This window comes from Salmonella sp. SJTUF14076 (assembly GCF_015534835.1).
Classification (GTDB): Bacteria; Pseudomonadota; Gammaproteobacteria; order Enterobacterales; family Enterobacteriaceae; genus Salmonella; species Salmonella enterica.
On record NZ_CP064674.1, the window covers coordinates 4,664,009 to 4,681,519 of the forward strand.

A 17,511-nucleotide genomic window follows, 5' to 3' on the forward strand; every position below is an offset into this window, starting at 1 on the left:
CCTTTTTATTAATCATCAGCTTCGGTGTAGTCTTCTGCGCCTTCAACTTGCGGCTTGCCGCCAGACAAGGTGTGGAAGCGTTTTGGACGCTTGATACGCGTCATATACTTGGACCAGACGCGTTCTGCATCCGTTACCGGCTCGCGTTCCCCGCGACATACCGCTACAAACAGCTTCTCTTCTTCAGTCACAGGCTCACGCTTGCCAAGATCCAGATCATTAAAGGCATGACCATGACGCTCAAGCAGCTGTGCCTCTTTAATCGTGAAATCACCGTGACGAGAGAATCCACGTGGATAATGTTTATTGTCAAAATATCGATTAGTCGTCGTAAAGCTTTCCGCCATCCTGCACGCTCCTAATTCTTTGTCTGAGCTATTTATGGCGCGGAGTATTAGTTACGCTTGACAGAGTGTAAAACAAAACATTTAAATCATAACGACAAATAATTTTGTGGAGAGCACAGTGGATACGGAATTGTTAAAAACTTTCCTGGAAGTTAGCCGGACACGCCATTTCGGGCGGGCCGCAGAAGCACTTTACCTGACGCAATCCGCGGTGAGCTTTCGTATCAGGCAACTGGAGAATCAACTGGGCGTAAACCTTTTTACGCGGCACAGAAACAATATCCGTTTAACCACGGCTGGCGAAAAACTTTTACCGTATGCGGAAACGCTGATGAATACGTGGCAGGCGGCACGTAAAGAGGTGGCGCATACCTCACGCCATAACGAGTTTTCCATCGGCGCCAGCGCGTCTTTATGGGAGTGTATGCTTAACGCCTGGCTGGGGCGACTGTACCAACTACAGGAGCCACAAAGCGGCCTGCAATTCGAAGCCAGAATCGCTCAACGGCAATCGCTTGTGAAGCAACTTCATGAACGCCAGCTTGATCTCCTCATTACTACCGAAGCGCCCAAAATGGATGAGTTCAGCAGTCAGCTGTTAGGGCACTTCACTCTGGCGTTATATTGCAGCAGCCCTGCCCGTAAGAAATCAGAACTCAATTATCTGCGGCTGGAGTGGGGACCAGACTTCCAACAGCATGAAACAGGGCTGATCGCAGCAGATGAAGTGCCGGTATTAACAACCAGCTCAGCCGAACTCGCCCGACAGCAGCTTAGCGCATTAAATGGCTGTAGCTGGCTTCCTGTAAACTGGGCAAATGAAAAGGGCGGATTACATACCGTTGCCGACAGCGCAACGCTTTCACGGCCGCTATACGCCATTTGGCTGCAAAACAGCGATAAATACTCGCTGATCTGCGATCTGTTAAAAACGGATGTGCTGGATGAACAATGAAAATGATGAAAAGAAAAAGAAGGGAACTTACGATTACCTGACCAGATAATCAGGTAATTTTAGGCAAAAAAAATCCTTAGCAGATGCTAAGGATTATTTCTGGCAGGGGCGGAGAGACTCGAACTCCCAACACCCGGTTTTGGAGACCGGTGCTCTACCAATTGAACTACGCCCCTAATTAGGGTGGCGGAACGGACGGGACTCGAACCCGCGACCCCCTGCGTGACAGGCAGGTATTCTAACCAACTGAACTACCGCTCCACCGAATTCTTTTACAACCACTGATTTTTACATCAGTTTACTGCTTAATTTGATGCCTGGCAGTTCCCTACTCTCGCATGGGGAGACCCCACACTACCATCGGCGCTACGGCGTTTCACTTCTGAGTTCGGCATGGGGTCAGGTGGGACCACCGCGCTAGTGCCGCCAGGCAAATTCTTTGTGCTCTGTCCTGTGTCTTTTACACTGATACGGCGTTGGCTGCTCTTGCGGGTGTCAGTCACATACTTCTGTATGCTCCTTCCGTCGCTGCGTTTGCCGCCTTGTCTCAGCGTAAAATCCTTCGGACTCTGAATCTGAGCTGAAAATTGTTCGTCTTCTCAACCGCCAAAACATCTTCGGCGTTGTAAGGTTAAGCCTCACGGTTCATTAGTACCGGTTAGCTCAACGCATCGCTGCGCTTACACACCCGGCCTATCAACGTCGTCGTCTTCAACGTTCCTTCAGGAGACTTTAAGTCTCAGGGAGAACTCATCTCGGGGCAAGTTTCGTGCTTAGATGCTTTCAGCACTTATCTCTTCCGCATTTAGCTACCGGGCAGTGCCATTGGCATGACAACCCGAACACCAGTGATGCGTCCACTCCGGTCCTCTCGTACTAGGAGCAGCCCCCCTCAGTTCTCCAGCGCCCACGGCAGATAGGGACCGAACTGTCTCACGACGTTCTAAACCCAGCTCGCGTACCACTTTAAATGGCGAACAGCCATACCCTTGGGACCTACTTCAGCCCCAGGATGTGATGAGCCGACATCGAGGTGCCAAACACCGCCGTCGATATGAACTCTTGGGCGGTATCAGCCTGTTATCCCCGGAGTACCTTTTATCCGTTGAGCGATGGCCCTTCCATTCAGAACCACCGGATCACTATGACCTGCTTTCGCACCTGCTCGCGCCGTCACGCTCGCAGTCAAGCTGGCTTATGCCATTGCACTAACCTCCTGATGTCCGACCAGGATTAGCCAACCTTCGTGCTCCTCCGTTACTCTTTAGGAGGAGACCGCCCCAGTCAAACTACCCACCAGACACTGTCCGCAACCCGGATCACGGGTCCACGTTAGAACATCAAACATTAAAGGGTGGTATTTCAAGGTCGGCTCCACGCAGACTGGCGTCCACGCTTCAAAGCCTCCCACCTATCCTACACATCAAGGCTCAATGTTCAGTGTCAAGCTATAGTAAAGGTTCACGGGGTCTTTCCGTCTTGCCGCGGGTACACTGCATCTTCACAGCGAGTTCAATTTCACTGAGTCTCGGGTGGAGACAGCCTGGCCATCATTACGCCATTCGTGCAGGTCGGAACTTACCCGACAAGGAATTTCGCTACCTTAGGACCGTTATAGTTACGGCCGCCGTTTACCGGGGCTTCGATCAGGAGCTTCGCTTGCGCTGACCCCATCAATTAACCTTCCGGCACCGGGCAGGCGTCACACCGTATACGTCCACTTTCGTGTTTGCACAGTGCTGTGTTTTTAATAAACAGTTGCAGCCAGCTGGTATCTTCGACTGACTTCAGCTCCATGAGTAAATCACTTCACCTACATGTCAGCGTGCCTTCTCCCGAAGTTACGGCACCATTTTGCCTAGTTCCTTCACCCGAGTTCTCTCAAGCGCCTTGGTATTCTCTACCTGACCACCTGTGTCGGTTTGGGGTACGATTTGATGTTACCTGATGCTTAGAGGCTTTTCCTGGAAGCAGGGCATTTGTTGCTTCAGCACCGTAGTGCCTCGTCGTCACGCCTCAGCCTTGATTTTCCGGATTTGCCTGGAAAACCAGCCTACACGCTTAAACCGGGACAACCGTCGCCCGGCCAACATAGCCTTCTCCGTCCCCCCTTCGCAGTAACACCAAGTACGGGAATATTAACCCGTTTCCCATCGACTACGCCTTTCGGCCTCGCCTTAGGGGTCGACTCACCCTGCCCCGATTAACGTTGGACAGGAACCCTTGGTCTTCCGGCGAGCGGGCTTTTCACCCGCTTTATCGTTACTTATGTCAGCATTCGCACTTCTGATACCTCCAGCAACCCTCACAGGCCACCTTCGCAGGCTTACAGAACGCTCCCCTACCCAACAACACACAGTGTCGCTGCCGCAGCTTCGGTGCATGGTTTAGCCCCGTTACATCTTCCGCGCAGGCCGACTCGACCAGTGAGCTATTACGCTTTCTTTAAATGATGGCTGCTTCTAAGCCAACATCCTGGCTGTCTGGGCCTTCCCACATCGTTTCCCACTTAACCATGACTTTGGGACCTTAGCTGGCGGTCTGGGTTGTTTCCCTCTTCACGACGGACGTTAGCACCCGCCGTGTGTCTCCCGTGATAACATTCTCCGGTATTCGCAGTTTGCATCGGGTTGGTAAGCCGGGATGGCCCCCTAGCCGAAACAGTGCTCTACCCCCGGAGATGAATTCACGAGGCGCTACCTAAATAGCTTTCGGGGAGAACCAGCTATCTCCCGGTTTGATTGGCCTTTCACCCCCAGCCACAGGTCATCCGCTAATTTTTCAACATTAGTCGGTTCGGTCCTCCAGTTAGTGTTACCCAACCTTCAACCTGCCCATGGCTAGATCACCGGGTTTCGGGTCTATACCCTGCAACTTAACGCCCAATTAAGACTCGGTTTCCCTCCGGCTCCCCTATTCGGTTAACCTTGCTACAGAATATAAGTCGCTGACCCATTATACAAAAGGTACGCAGTCACACCCCGAAGGGTGCTCCCACTGCTTGTACGTACACGGTTTCAGGTTCTTTTTCACTCCCCTCGCCGGGGTTCTTTTCGCCTTTCCCTCACGGTACTGGTTCACTATCGGTCAGTCAGGAGTATTTAGCCTTGGAGGATGGTCCCCCCATATTCAGACAGGATACCACGTGTCCCGCCCTACTCATCGAGCTCACAGCACATGCGCTTTTGTGTACGGGGCTGTCACCCTGTATCGCGCGCCTTTCCAGACGCTTCCACTAACACACATGCTGATTCAGGCTCTGGGCTCCTCCCCGTTCGCTCGCCGCTACTGGGGGAATCTCGGTTGATTTCTTTTCCTCGGGGTACTTAGATGTTTCAGTTCCCCCGGTTCGCCTCATTAACCTATGGATTCAGTTAATGATAGTGTGACGAATCACACTGGGTTTCCCCATTCGGGTATCGCCGGTTATAACGGTTCATATCACCTTACCGGCGCTTATCGCAGATTAGCACGCCCTTCATCGCCTCTGACTGCCAGGGCATCCACCGTGTACGCTTAGTCGCTTAACCTCACAACCCGAAGATGTTTCACTTCGTGTTGCGAAAATTTGAGAGACTCACGAACAACTTTCGTTGTTCTGTGTTTCAATTTTCAGCTTGATCCAGATTTTTAAAGAGCAAATATCTCAAACGTGACTCGTAAGTCAGTTTTGAGATACTGATGGCAACGCCTTTCACACATTACCGCGCAAGTGGCGTCCCCTAGGGGATTCGAACCCCTGTTACCGCCGTGAAAGGGCGGTGTCCTGGGCCTCTAGACGAAGGGGACACTGAAGTCTCAATCGCAAGACGCCTTGCTATTTACTTTTCATCAGACAATCTGTGTGAGCACTGCAAAGAACGTTTCTTTAAGGTAAGGAGGTGATCCAACCGCAGGTTCCCCTACGGTTACCTTGTTACGACTTCACCCCAGTCATGAATCACAAAGTGGTAAGCGCCCTCCCGAAGGTTAAGCTACCTACTTCTTTTGCAACCCACTCCCATGGTGTGACGGGCGGTGTGTACAAGGCCCGGGAACGTATTCACCGTGGCATTCTGATCCACGATTACTAGCGATTCCGACTTCATGGAGTCGAGTTGCAGACTCCAATCCGGACTACGACGCACTTTATGAGGTCCGCTTGCTCTCGCGAGGTCGCTTCTCTTTGTATGCGCCATTGTAGCACGTGTGTAGCCCTGGTCGTAAGGGCCATGATGACTTGACGTCATCCCCACCTTCCTCCAGTTTATCACTGGCAGTCTCCTTTGAGTTCCCGGCCTAACCGCTGGCAACAAAGGATAAGGGTTGCGCTCGTTGCGGGACTTAACCCAACATTTCACAACACGAGCTGACGACAGCCATGCAGCACCTGTCTCACAGTTCCCGAAGGCACAAATCCATCTCTGGATTCTTCTGTGGATGTCAAGACCAGGTAAGGTTCTTCGCGTTGCATCGAATTAAACCACATGCTCCACCGCTTGTGCGGGCCCCCGTCAATTCATTTGAGTTTTAACCTTGCGGCCGTACTCCCCAGGCGGTCTACTTAACGCGTTAGCTCCGGAAGCCACGCCTCAAGGGCACAACCTCCAAGTAGACATCGTTTACGGCGTGGACTACCAGGGTATCTAATCCTGTTTGCTCCCCACGCTTTCGCACCTGAGCGTCAGTCTTTGTCCAGGGGGCCGCCTTCGCCACCGGTATTCCTCCAGATCTCTACGCATTTCACCGCTACACCTGGAATTCTACCCCCCTCTACAAGACTCAAGCCTGCCAGTTTCGAATGCAGTTCCCAGGTTGAGCCCGGGGATTTCACATCCGACTTGACAGACCGCCTGCGTGCGCTTTACGCCCAGTAATTCCGATTAACGCTTGCACCCTCCGTATTACCGCGGCTGCTGGCACGGAGTTAGCCGGTGCTTCTTCTGCGGGTAACGTCAATTGCTGCGGTTATTAACCACAACACCTTCCTCCCCGCTGAAAGTACTTTACAACCCGAAGGCCTTCTTCATACACGCGGCATGGCTGCATCAGGCTTGCGCCCATTGTGCAATATTCCCCACTGCTGCCTCCCGTAGGAGTCTGGACCGTGTCTCAGTTCCAGTGTGGCTGGTCATCCTCTCAGACCAGCTAGGGATCGTCGCCTTGGTGAGCCGTTACCTCACCAACAAGCTAATCCCATCTGGGCACATCTGATGGCAAGAGGCCCGAAGGTCCCCCTCTTTGGTCTTGCGACGTTATGCGGTATTAGCCACCGTTTCCAGTAGTTATCCCCCTCCATCAGGCAGTTTCCCAGACATTACTCACCCGTCCGCCACTCGTCAGCAAAGCAGCAAGCTGCTTCCTGTTACCGTTCGACTTGCATGTGTTAGGCCTGCCGCCAGCGTTCAATCTGAGCCATGATCAAACTCTTCAATTTAAAAGTTTGATGCTCAAAGAATTAAACTTCGTAATGAATTACGTGTTCACTCTTGAGACTTGGTATTCATTTTTCGTCCGAGGACGTTAAGAATCCGTATCTTCGAGTGCCCACACAGATTGTCTGATAAATTGTTAAAGAGCAGTGCCGCTTCGCTTTTTCTCAGCGGCGCGGGGTGTGCATATTACGCTTTCCCGCTTCAGAGTCAAGCGTTTATTTTCGCTTTTCTCCGTGAGGTTCTGGTCTGAACCCCGCTGACCCGGCGGCCTGTGTGCCGTTGTTCCGTGTCAGTGGTGGCGCATTATAGGGAGTTATTTCTGCCTGACAAGAGGAAATTTAAAATAATTTTCTGAGTGTCTCTTTTTTCATCAATGGCGTGCTTAACGTGCCATAAAATAAGCAAATTGCCGTTATTGCAACTGCAATCACACTTCCAGGTGGCATACTAATAACCAAACGAAAGAGAAAGGAAGAACATTCATGCCTTTAAGCGCACAACAATTAGCCGCACAGAAAAATCTATCCTATGTTCTGGCTGAAAAGCTGGCGCAGCGGATATTAAAGGGTGACTACGCCCCCGGTACGATTCTTCCCGGCGAAATAGAACTGGGCGAGCAGTACGGCGTAAGTCGAACGGCAGTTCGCGAAGCGGTGAAAACGTTGACGGCTAAAGGCATGGTGCTACCCCGTCCGCGCATTGGTACGCGGGTGATGCCGCAGGGAAACTGGAACTTTCTGGATCAAGAGCTGCTGACCTGGTGGATGACGGAAGAAAATTTTCATCAGGTGGTGGAGCATTTTCTGGTGATGCGTATTAGCCTGGAGCCGCAAGCCTGCCTGCTGGCGGCGACTCTTGGCACACCGGAGCAGAAAGCGCGGCTTAATGCCTTAATGGAAGAGATGGTCGCGCTGAAAAAGCATTTTAAGCGTGAACGCTGGATTGAAGTGGATATGGCGTGGCACGAGCATATCTACGAAATGAGCGCCAATCCCTTTCTAATCTCTTTTGCTACGCTATTTCATTCGGTTTATCACACTTACTTTACCTCAATCACCTATAACGAGGTGGTAAAGCTGGATTTGCACCAGGCCATTGTTGATGCCATCGCTGATGGCGACGGCGAACGCGCTTTCCAGGCCTGTCAGGCGTTGTTAATAGCGCCCAATGAGAGACCAGATAATTAACAGGATATTGAATGACCAGCAAAAAAGCGCGCAGTATGGCTGGCCTGCCGTGGATCGCGGCAATGGCCTTCTTTATGCAGGCGCTAGACGCCACCATTTTGAATACCGCTTTACCGGCTATTGCGCATAGCCTTAACCGTTCCCCACTCGCCATGCAGTCCGCTATTATCAGTTATACCCTGACAGTAGCTATGTTAATTCCGGTAAGCGGCTGGCTGGCTGACCGCTTCGGTACGCGTCGCGTCTTTATGGTCGCCGTAAGTCTGTTTACGTTAGGCTCGCTGGCCTGCGCGCTCTCCAGTTCACTATCTGAATTGGTTATTTTTCGCGTCGTACAAGGCGTCGGCGGAGCGATGATGATGCCAGTGGCGCGACTGGCGTTATTACGAGCCTATCCGCGTAGTGAGCTGCTGCCCGTTCTTAACTTTGTCACTATGCCGGGGCTGGTAGGTCCGATTTTGGGGCCGGTATTAGGCGGCGTACTGGTGACCTGGGCAAGCTGGCACTGGATCTTCCTGATTAATATTCCCATTGGGGTTGCAGGCATTCTGTATGCCCGCAAATATATGCCCAACTTCACCACGCCGCGTCGCAAGTTTGACATGACCGGCTTCTTTCTTTTTGGGTTAAGTCTGGTTTTATTTTCCAGCGGAATGGAACTGTTTGGCGAAAAGATTGTGGCGACATGGATCGCATCCGCCATTATTTTTTGCAGTATCGTTCTACTATTGGCCTATATCCGCCACGCCCGCCGTCATCCGACACCGTTAATATCACTATCGCTGTTTAAGACACGCACATTTTCCGTTGGCATTGCCGGCAACCTCGCCACACGTCTGGGGACAGGCTGCGTACCTTTTTTGATGCCGTTAATGCTACAGGTTGGTTTTGGCTACCCGGCTCTGATCGCCGGCTGCATGATGGCGCCGACGGCTTTGGGTTCTATTATCGCGAAATCGACCGTAACGCAGGTTTTACGACGTTTGGGATACCGGAAGACTCTGGTCGGCATTACGGTATTTATCGGTCTGATGATTGCCCAGTTTTCGTTTCAATCTCCCGCCATGCCGATCTGGATGCTCGTACTACCGCTATTCATTCTTGGAATGGCGATGTCCACTCAATTTACGGCAATGAATACGATTACTCTTGCGGATCTGACGGACGATAATGCCAGCAGCGGCAACAGCGTTCTGGCGGTTACGCAGCAATTGTCTATCAGTTTAGGCGTGGCGATCAGCGCGGCGGTGTTACGTATTTATGAAGGTTTTGCGGGCACCAGTACCGTGGAACAGTTCCACTATACCTTTATCACGATGGGGGCGATCACTATCGTGTCCGCGCTGATGTTTATGCTGCTAAGAGCCAAAGACGGCAACAATCTGATTAAAGAACGGCATAAATCTAAACCGACCCACGCACCGTCAAAACCGGAGTAAGCTGAAGTCGCTGTTGTTGCAAGGCGGGCTGCGCCATCCGATGAATCAACACATCAATAGCCAGCTCGCCCAATTCATCTTTCGGCTGATGGATAGTCGTCAGCGGCGGCGTCATATAGCGCGCCAGCTCAATATCATCATAGCCAATGACTGCCATATCTTGCGGGATACGAAGCCCCGCCTGATATAGCGCCTGATAGGCGCCGACAGCCATCGCATCGTTTCCGGTAAAAACCGCTTGCGGTCGCTGTTGATGAGCGAGTAACGCCTGCATGGCGTCAAAGCCGCCGCCAAATTCAAAATCGCCGGTGATCTCATAGCCTTGCGGAATAGCCAGCCCTGCGCGTTTCATCGCCGCCCGATACCCTTCCAGCCGCAAACGCGCTGGCGTTTTGTCCAGCGGGCCGGTAATACAGGCTATTCGGGTAAATCCTTTATCGATAAGGTGTTGGGTCGCAAGATCGCCGCCTAACAACGAATTATCCTGAATCAGATCGCTATCGCCCTCACCATCAAACGGCGACCAGTCCATCATGACGGTAGGAATAGACGGATAACGCTCCATGATTTCACGAGAAGGCTGATGCGTTTCGGTACACAGCAGCAGTAAACCGTCTACCCGTTTTTGCATCAGGGTCTCCAGGTTGCGGTTCATCCGTTGCTCGTCGCCTTCGGTATTGCACAACACCAGACTATAACCGCGCTCAAAACAGCTTCGCTCAACGCCGCGCACCAGTTCGGAATAAAAAGGGTTGGTACTGGCGGTAATTAGCATACCAATCGTGCGGGTCTGGTTTAACTTGAGGCTTCGCGCCAGCGCAGAAGGCGCATAGTTAAGTGATTTAATCGCCGCTTCAACTTTTTCGGTTATCGTCTCACTCACAAAGCGATCTTTGTTAATAACGTGAGAGACCGTCGATGTAGAGACTCCCGCAAGGCGGGCAACATCTTTCATAGTAGCCAAGCGTTACCCCTGCTGATGTAAAAACGCTTCTATCTCTTCGCGCCACGGAACGGAAGGTTGCGCGCCTTTACGCGTTACGGCAATCGCGGCGGCGGCATGGGCAAAGCGAATCGCTTCCGGCAACGGCGTCTCCTCCAGTATCGCGGTGATAAAGGCGCCGTTAAACGTATCTCCGGCGGCAATGGTATCGACAGCCTCAACGCTAAACCCAGGAACGCGGCGGCCCTCGCCGTTTACGCTGGCCCAGACGCCACGGCTTCCTAAGGTAATTAATACGGTTCGAATGCCTTTATCATGCAAAACCTGCGCAGCTTTCGCGGCATCGTCGTCATTTTCCACACGCACGCCCGTCAGCTTTTCAGCTTCCGTTTCATTTGGCGTGATGATGTCCACCAGCGCCAGCAGTTCATCCGGTAGCTCACGGGCAGGCGCCGGGTTCAGCGCAACAGTAGTATGATGTTGATGGGCGATTTTCGCCGCCGCCAGTACGCTTTCCAGCGGCGATTCCAGCTGCATCAGTAACGCATCCGCCTGCGCGATACGTTCACGTTGCGCATCAACCAACGCCGGCGATAACGCGGCATTCGCTCCGGCATGAATACCGATAACGTTCTCGCCTTCGCCATTAACGAAAATCAGCGCTACCCCGGTAGACTCGCCTTTAATGACGCTAACTGGCGCGATATCAATACGATCGCTGACTAATTGTTTACGAATACTGTCGCCAATATCGTCATCGCCCGTGCAGGCGATAAACGCAATATTTGCCCCGCTACGTCCCGCAGCAACCGCCTGATTCGCGCCTTTCCCGCCAAACGCGACCTGATAATGGCTACCGGTTACCGTTTCACCCGGGGTAGGGAAGGACTCAAGATTAAGGATATGATCGGCATTAATGCTGCCAAGGACGATGAGATTACCTGCGGTTTTCATATTCGGGGTTCCACGTCAAAGTGCGCCACCGGTTAGGGTGGCGCGTGCCCTGCTTTTCTTTTTTTACGTTCACCTCAGCGGAGGCTCGCGTATTTCTGTCGCCATCAGGCCATAGTTGACCCGTGTCGTTTATTACTGCTTGATGACCAGTTTCAGGTCAACCGGATATTTGGCCTGAACTTTTTCGCCTTTCAGCACCTTATCCGCCACTTCAACGCCTTTGGCGCCGATTTGATCCGGTAACTGAGCGATAGTCGCTGCCAGTTTGCCATCTTTTACGGCCTTTTCGCCATCCGGCGTACCGTCAAATCCAACCACCATCACATCTGCTTTACCGGCAGTTTGCAGCGCGCGCAGTGCGCCCAGCGCCATTTCATCGTTCTGGGCGAAGACAGCCTGAACATCCGGATGCGCGGTCAGCAGGTTCTGCATGACGTTCAGACCCTTAGTACGGTCGAAATCGGCAGGCTGGCTGGCCAGGACATTAAATTTGTGAGCGGCTACCGCCTGCTGGAAACCTTCGCCACGCTCACGCGCCGCAGATGTTCCGGCAATGCCTTGCAACTCAATCACTTTGGCGCCTTCGCCAGCTTTTTTCGCGATATAGTCGCCAGCGATCTTACCGCCCAGCACGTTATCAGACGCGATATGGCTGACGACATCACCTTTGGTTGCCTGGCGGTCAAGCGTGATAACCGGAATCTTCGCCTGGTTAGCCATCTTCACCGCGTTACCCACCGCATCGGAGTCAGTCGGGTTGATCAGCAGAATTTTGGTCCCGCGAACGGTTAAATCCTGCACGTTCGCCAGCTCTTTGGCAGGGTTGTTCTGGGAGTCCAGCACCACCAGGTTATAACCCAGTTTATCCGCCTCTTTTTGCGCCCCGTCTTTTAACGACACGAAGAAGGGATTATTGAGGGTAGAGATCACCAACGCAATGGTGTCCTTCGCCATTGCATTCGCGCTCACGGTGGCGCTCAGCGCAACAGCAGATACCAGGGTAGCCAGTTTTTTCATGTTCATATTTCAGATGTCCTGTAGTCGTTGTTACTGCTTTTTGTTGTCTACCAGTACCGCCAGCAAAATCACCACCGCTTTAACGATCATCTGGTAATAGGAGGAAACACCTAACAAATTCAAACCATTATTAAGGAAGCCGAGAATCAATGCGCCGATCAATGTCCCAACAATGCGTCCTTTACCGCCTGCAAGGCTGGTGCCGCCCAGCACCACGGCGGCAATAGCATCCAGCTCATAGCCGGTACCCGCCGTCGGCTGCGCGGAAGAGAGGCGCGCCACTTCAATGATGCCCGCCAGCGACGCTGTCAGGCCGCAAAGTGAATAGACGATAATTTTCACTTTGCTCACGCTAATGCCAGACAGGCGCGTCGCCGCTTCGTTACCGCCCAGCGCGTAGATATAGCGTCCCAGACGGGTGTGATGCAGCATATACCAGGCGGCGATAAAGACGATAGCCATGATCCAGACCGGCGTAGGAACGCCCAGCGGACGGCCGATACCGAACCAGCCAAACAGATCGGCGTTATCGGTAAAGCCGGTGTTGACCGGGCTACCGTCGGTGTAAACCATCGTCACGCCGCGCAGTAGCAGCATCATCACCAGCGTAGCGATAAACGCCTGTACGCGGCCCTTCGCGACGATAACGCCAGTGACGGCGCCAATCGCAGCGCCCAGCGCCAGCGCGGCGGCAACCGCGACCAGCGCATTCACTTCAACGCCGACGATTGAAGCGGCAACCGCGCCGGTGAGCGCCAGCAGGGAACCGACGGACAGATCGATCCCCGATGTCAGAATCACCAACGTCATCCCCACCGCCATAATGGCGTTAACGGAGGTCTGTTGAAGAATATTGAACAGATTATTAACGGTAAAAAAGTTGGGGCTTAACGTCGACACAATCGCGATCAGCACCAGCAGAGCAATGAGCGACTTCTGCTCAAGAAGCCACGCTTTAGTGAAATAACGGCGACCAGAAACAGCCTGGGTTGTCATCTTTTTTACTCCTGATTCACGCGATTAAGCTTGCCCACTGCGGCAGCCATTAACACTTCCTGGGTGGCCTGCTCGCGAGTAAATTCACCGCTGAGATGCCCTTCATGCATGACGATGATGCGATCGCTCATGCCTAATACTTCTGGCATCTCAGATGAGACCAGAATGATGCTCAGGCCGTCGGCCTTAAACTGGTTGATAAGCTGGTAAATCTCTTTCTTAGCGCCGACGTCCACGCCGCGGGTCGGCTCGTCGAGAATGAGCACTTTCGGGCGCGTCATCAACCCGCGGGCAATCGCCACTTTTTGCTGATTACCGCCAGAAAGCAGGCCTATCGCCTGTTCCATTGACGGCGTCTTGACGTTGAACAGACGGATAAAATCCCCCACCGCTTGCTGCTCATCTTTGTGTTTCAGGCTTCCGCCAGCGCGGCTGAAATAATCCAGCGCCGTCAGCGACATATTCTCTTTAACTGACATGCCGAGCACCAGTCCATCGCGCTTACGGTCTTCAGAGATATAAACGATGCCATTGGCCAGCCCGTCCTGCGGAGAACGCGTCACCACTTCGTGTCCATCAAGCGTCACGTAACCGCTGGTTCGCGGCATCGCGCCGTACAATACTTTCATCAGCTCGGTGCGACCGGCGCCCATCAGGCCGGAAATGCCAAGAATCTCGCCTTTTCGCAGCACAAAAGAGACATCATTCACGCCCGGTCCGCACAGATTATCGACCTTCAGGCGAATCTCACCCGGCGCGTTATCCAGATGCGGGTACTGATCTTCCAGCTTACGTCCCACCATCATTTCGATAAGAGAATCTTCGGTCAACGTGGCCACTTCACGCTCGGCGATAAATTGCCCATCGCGGAAGACCGTCACGTCATCGCAAATTTCGAAGATCTCTTTCATACGGTGGGAGATATAGACAATGCCGCGCCCCTGCGATTTTAATTCGCGGATAACGCGGAACAGAGAGTCGGTTTCAGTGTCGGTCAGCGCATCGGTCGGTTCATCCATAATGATGACTTTGGATTCGAAGCTCAGCACTTTGGCGATTTCCACCATTTGCTGATCGCCGATAGAGAGTTCGCCCACCAGCTTATCGCTCTTAAAGCGCAGATTGAGTTTGGCTAAGAGCTGGTCGGCTTCGGCATACATCTTTTTCCAGTCGATTTTGCCAAAGCGATTCACAAACTCACGGCCCAGGAAGATATTTTCCGCAATGGTCAACTGCGGAATCAGGTTCAGTTCCTGATGAATAATGCCGATCCCGGCTTCCTGAGACGATTTAGGCCCATTAAAGGTGGTCTCTTTACCCAGCCATAACAACGATCCCGCATCTCGCGTATAGATGCCGGTTAATACTTTCATCATGGTGGATTTTCCGGCGCCGTTTTCCCCCACCAGCGCCATAACGCGGCCAGGATAAACGTTTAACGCGGCGCCGGAGAGAGCCTTCACGCCGGGGAACGCTTTATCGATCCCTTTGAGTTGCAGTAATGCGTCCATAGCGGCCTCAGAACGTGACGCCAGCGCAAAGAATGACGTTCGCATACGGGGAACACTCCCCGCTGCGAATCACCGCCTGACTGTCTGCAGTCAATTTTTTGAATTGTTCGTGTGTCGTATAACTAATTTTTATGGTGTTTCCCTGGTGTTGCTGCAGTTGCTCAAGGTGAGTGAGCAACGTTTCGTGGAGCTGCGGATTCTGTTGTTTGATTTCCGTTGCAAGAATCGCCGCCTCAACCTGCATTTCCCGGGTCACGACATCCACCACCTGCATAAAAGAAGGTACGCCCTGGGTTAGTGCCATATCGATACGCGCAGTGCTATTCGGGATGGGTAAACCCGCATCACAGACCACCAGAGTATCAGTATGCCCCAGACGGGAAATGACCGACGAGATTTCAGAGTTGAGTACGGTGCCTTTCTTCATTTTTCTGCTCCACTAGCGAAACGTTTCGCTGGCCGCAGTGTAACCCTGGATGTGTTCATAAAACCATCATGACGTAACAGAATTGTGATCGCCGTCGAAACGTTTCGCTAGCGGAAATCAGGTGAAGATAATCGCCCGATGGCGATTATCTTGTGGGAATCTACGGATTGGCCAGGCCGGGTAAGCCAACGCGGCCCCCGGTATGTTGATGGGAGGTTAAATCTCGACCTGCGTACCTAACTCAATCACGCGGTTAGGCGGGATCTCGAACTGATCCGGCGCGCGCAGGGCGTTGCGTTGCAACAACAAATACAGCTTGCCACGCAGACGCAAATACCACGGGCGTTTGCCGACAATCAACGACTCGTGCGACATAAAGAACGACGTTTCCATCATCCGACAGCTAAGCCCTTCCAGACCGCAGCGGTGGAACACCTCTTCAACGTTTGGCGTTTCGCGCCAGCCGTAGCTAGCCACCACGCGCCAGAATGTCGGAGACAACTGCTCAATCTGCACCCGGCGAACGTTATGCACATAAGGCGCATCTTCCGTACGCAACGTCAGTAAGATTACGCGCTCATGCAACACTTTGTTGTGCTTCAGGTTATGCAATAAAGCAAAAGGGATCACACTGAGCGCGCGCGACATGTATACGGCAGTACCCGGCACCCGAACCGGCGGTGACTTCTCCAGCGAAGCAATCATTGCTTCCAGCGAATTACCGTGTTCACGCATACGACGCAACAGACGAAAACGCTCACTCTTCCAGGTGGTCATGATCGTGAACATGATCAGGCCCAGGCTCAGCGGCAGCCAACCGCCGGACAACAATTTGTCGAGGTTAGCCGAGAACAGCGGGATATCCACGCACAGGAATGCGATGAGGATCAGCGCGACAAAATATTTGTTCCAGTGCCAGTTCTTACGCGCCACGGTCGTAGAAAGAATAGACGTCAGCACCATCGTGCCGGTCACGGCGATACCATAGGCCGCCGCCAGGTTGCTGGAGTGCTCAAAGCTAACAATAACAACCACGACCGCGAAATAAAGCAGCCAGTTAACGAAAGGGATATAGATCTGACCGGACTCCATCTCGGAGGTATGGATAATGCGCATTGGCGACAAATAGCCAAGACGCACGGCCTGACGCGTCAGCGAAAAGACGCCGGAAATGACCGCCTGGGAGGCGATCACCGTCGCCAGCGCGGCCAGAATCAGCAGCGGAATTAACGCCCAGTCCGGCGCCAACAGGAAGAAGGGGTTTTTAATCGCTTCCGGATGCTTAAGTAGCAATGCGCCCTGACCAAAGTAGTTCAGTACTAACGACGGCAATACCACGGTAAACCACGCCAGGCGAATCGGGAACTTACCGAAGTGTCCCATATCGGCGTACAACGCCTCTACGCCGGTAATCGACAGCACCACCGCGCCCAACGCAATAAACGATACGGTTTTATATTCAAGGAAAAAACGTACCGCCCAGACAGGATTCAGCGCATGTAACACTTCGGGATTGGCGATAATACTGCGCAGGCCAAGTACCGCCAGGATTAAAAACCAGGTCAGCATGATCGGCGCAAAGAGTTTCCCTACCATTCCCGTACCGTGCTTCTGAATCATAAACAACAGAGTCAGCACAATAATGGAAAGCGGGACAATCCAGGTATCCAGCTGCGGCGCGACAATTTCCAGGCCTTCAATCGCCGACATCACCGAAATCGCCGGCGTAATCACCACTTCGCCATAGAAAAAGCTGCCGCCTATCAGTCCCATGATAACTAACATGGATGTGGTGCGCGCCGAGGTATTACGCCCGGCAAGCGACATCAGCGTCAAAATTCCACCTTCACCCGCGTTATCGGCGCGCATCACGAAGGTGAGATATTTGATGGAAACCACAAAGATGAGTAGCCAGAAGATCAGCGACAGAAAACCAAATACGGCATCTCGTTCAACGCCAAAACCAAACTGACCGGACAAACATTCACGAAGCGTATAAAGCGGGCTGGTACCAATATCACCGTAGACAACCCCAATAGCTGCGAGGGTAATCGCAGGCAACGATTGCTTATTATCAGTGCTCATAGACTCATCTTTCGTTTATACACGTCACCCTTCACCCTACCTCCTTGTCGGCTGCATTCGCTTACCCCAGTCACACGTTTAAGTCAGTGCCAGGGGATTCACTCCTTTGCCGCCTTGATGTAGTTTGAATGAATGAGTGTATAGATATGAAATGTGTGCTTAGTCCCTTGGCCCACAAAAAAGCGCACAGTATGCACGATTAATCATAAAATCGTACCCCTAAATGAAGCCAGATT

Annotated in this window: 11 protein-coding genes, 3 tRNA genes and 3 rRNA genes; 3 read left to right on the plus strand and 14 right to left on the minus strand. The window is 52.6% G+C overall.

The features are described from left to right. Window positions 1–8 precede the first annotated feature (8 nt). Window positions 9–347, minus strand: coding sequence for a macrodomain Ori organization protein MaoP (gene maoP / locus HU143_RS22380; protein ID WP_000840996.1), 339 nt, complete (start codon window positions 345–347; stop codon window positions 9–11). A gap of 106 nt (window positions 348–453) precedes the next feature. Between maoP and hdfR the strand changes: the two genes are divergently transcribed. Continuing rightward, window positions 454–1,302 (plus strand): HTH-type transcriptional regulator HdfR, encoded by an 849-nt coding sequence (hdfR, locus tag HU143_RS22385; RefSeq protein ID WP_001541181.1) that lies wholly within the window; start codon window positions 454–456, stop codon window positions 1,300–1,302. Between the two features lie 100 nt (window positions 1,303–1,402). Here hdfR and HU143_RS22390 read toward each other — a convergent pair. The 6 genes from HU143_RS22390 to HU143_RS22415 all read right to left on the minus strand — a co-directional run bounded on the left by HU143_RS22390 (window position 1,403) and on the right by HU143_RS22415 (window position 6,718). Further along, window positions 1,403–1,478, minus strand: a tRNA-Trp gene (locus HU143_RS22390). A gap of 8 nt (window positions 1,479–1,486) precedes the next feature. Beyond that, window positions 1,487–1,563: transfer RNA gene (locus HU143_RS22395), tRNA-Asp, on the minus strand. Window positions 1,564–1,617: 54 nt separating this feature from the next. Further along, window positions 1,618–1,733, minus strand: a 5S ribosomal RNA gene (gene rrf / locus HU143_RS22400). A gap of 196 nt (window positions 1,734–1,929) precedes the next feature. Beyond that, a 23S ribosomal RNA gene (locus HU143_RS22405) occupies window positions 1,930–4,832 on the minus strand. Window positions 4,833–5,015: 183 nt separating this feature from the next. After that, window positions 5,016–5,091 (minus strand) — tRNA-Glu (locus HU143_RS22410). Between the two features lie 85 nt (window positions 5,092–5,176). Further along, a 16S ribosomal RNA gene (locus HU143_RS22415) occupies window positions 5,177–6,718 on the minus strand. The 16S, 23S and 5S rRNA genes sit together here with 3 tRNA genes alongside, the layout of an rRNA operon. 480 nt (window positions 6,719–7,198) lie before the next feature. Here HU143_RS22415 and HU143_RS22420 point away from each other — a divergent pair. Both HU143_RS22420 and mdtD read left to right on the plus strand, forming a co-directional pair. Beyond that, window positions 7,199–7,903, plus strand: coding sequence for a FadR/GntR family transcriptional regulator (locus HU143_RS22420; protein ID WP_001131148.1), 705 nt, complete (start codon window positions 7,199–7,201; stop codon window positions 7,901–7,903). An 11-nt stretch (window positions 7,904–7,914) separates the two neighbouring features. Continuing rightward, the gene (gene mdtD / locus HU143_RS22425; RefSeq protein ID WP_000202071.1) at window positions 7,915–9,342 is read left to right on the plus strand and encodes a multidrug transporter subunit MdtD; all 1,428 of its coding nucleotides are present in this window, start codon (window positions 7,915–7,917) and stop codon (window positions 9,340–9,342) included. Here the strand turns inward: mdtD and rbsR are convergent. The 7 genes from rbsR to kup form a co-directional block, all read right to left on the minus strand. After that, window positions 9,308–10,306: a ribose operon transcriptional repressor RbsR gene (gene rbsR / locus HU143_RS22430; RefSeq protein ID WP_000224487.1), complete on the minus strand. Its 999-nt coding sequence runs from the start codon at window positions 10,304–10,306 to the stop codon at window positions 9,308–9,310. The two genes, mdtD and rbsR, sit on opposite strands and share 35 nt — an antisense overlap. Window positions 10,307–10,309: 3 nt before the next feature. Next, window positions 10,310–11,239, minus strand: a complete 930-nt coding sequence (rbsK, locus tag HU143_RS22435) for a ribokinase (protein ID WP_000844730.1) — start codon at window positions 11,237–11,239, stop codon at window positions 10,310–10,312. A 132-nt stretch (window positions 11,240–11,371) separates the two neighbouring features. Next, complete coding sequence (rbsB, locus tag HU143_RS22440) at window positions 11,372–12,262, minus strand: ribose ABC transporter substrate-binding protein RbsB (RefSeq protein ID WP_001056260.1); 891 nt, start codon at window positions 12,260–12,262, stop codon at window positions 11,372–11,374. Window positions 12,263–12,286: 24 nt separating this feature from the next. Next, window positions 12,287–13,252, minus strand: coding sequence for a ribose ABC transporter permease (rbsC, locus tag HU143_RS22445; RefSeq protein ID WP_000211345.1), 966 nt, complete (start codon window positions 13,250–13,252; stop codon window positions 12,287–12,289). Window positions 13,253–13,257: 5 nt separating this feature from the next. After that, window positions 13,258–14,763 (minus strand): ribose ABC transporter ATP-binding protein RbsA, encoded by a 1,506-nt coding sequence (gene rbsA, locus HU143_RS22450; protein WP_000339366.1) that lies wholly within the window; start codon window positions 14,761–14,763, stop codon window positions 13,258–13,260. A gap of 7 nt (window positions 14,764–14,770) precedes the next feature. Beyond that, complete coding sequence (gene rbsD / locus HU143_RS22455; protein ID WP_000715944.1) at window positions 14,771–15,190, minus strand: D-ribose pyranase; 420 nt, start codon at window positions 15,188–15,190, stop codon at window positions 14,771–14,773. Window positions 15,191–15,406: 216 nt separating this feature from the next. Continuing rightward, window positions 15,407–17,275: a low affinity potassium transporter Kup gene (gene kup, locus HU143_RS22460; protein ID WP_185191067.1), complete on the minus strand. Its 1,869-nt coding sequence runs from the start codon at window positions 17,273–17,275 to the stop codon at window positions 15,407–15,409. Between the last annotated feature and the right edge of the window lie 236 nt (window positions 17,276–17,511).

What these genes read in the sequence shown, in the direction of transcription:
- maoP (WP_000840996.1), bottom strand. Translation starts at nt 347, where the DNA reads ATGGCGGAAAGCTTTACGACGACTAATCGATATTTTGACAATAAACAT.
- HU143_RS22420 (WP_001131148.1), top strand. Translation starts at nt 7,199, where the DNA reads ATGCCTTTAAGCGCACAACAATTAGCCGCACAGAAAAATCTATCCTAT.
- mdtD (WP_000202071.1), top strand. Translation starts at nt 7,915, where the DNA reads ATGACCAGCAAAAAAGCGCGCAGTATGGCTGGCCTGCCGTGGATCGCG.
- rbsK (WP_000844730.1), bottom strand. Translation starts at nt 11,239, where the DNA reads ATGAAAACCGCAGGTAATCTCATCGTCCTTGGCAGCATTAATGCCGAT.
- rbsB (WP_001056260.1), bottom strand. Translation starts at nt 12,262, where the DNA reads ATGAACATGAAAAAACTGGCTACCCTGGTATCTGCTGTTGCGCTGAGC.
- rbsC (WP_000211345.1), bottom strand. Translation starts at nt 13,252, where the DNA reads ATGACAACCCAGGCTGTTTCTGGTCGCCGTTATTTCACTAAAGCGTGG.
- rbsA (WP_000339366.1), bottom strand. Translation starts at nt 14,763, where the DNA reads ATGGACGCATTACTGCAACTCAAAGGGATCGATAAAGCGTTCCCCGGC.
- rbsD (WP_000715944.1), bottom strand. Translation starts at nt 15,190, where the DNA reads ATGAAGAAAGGCACCGTACTCAACTCTGAAATCTCGTCGGTCATTTCC.
- kup (WP_185191067.1), bottom strand. Translation starts at nt 17,275, where the DNA reads ATGAGCACTGATAATAAGCAATCGTTGCCTGCGATTACCCTCGCAGCT.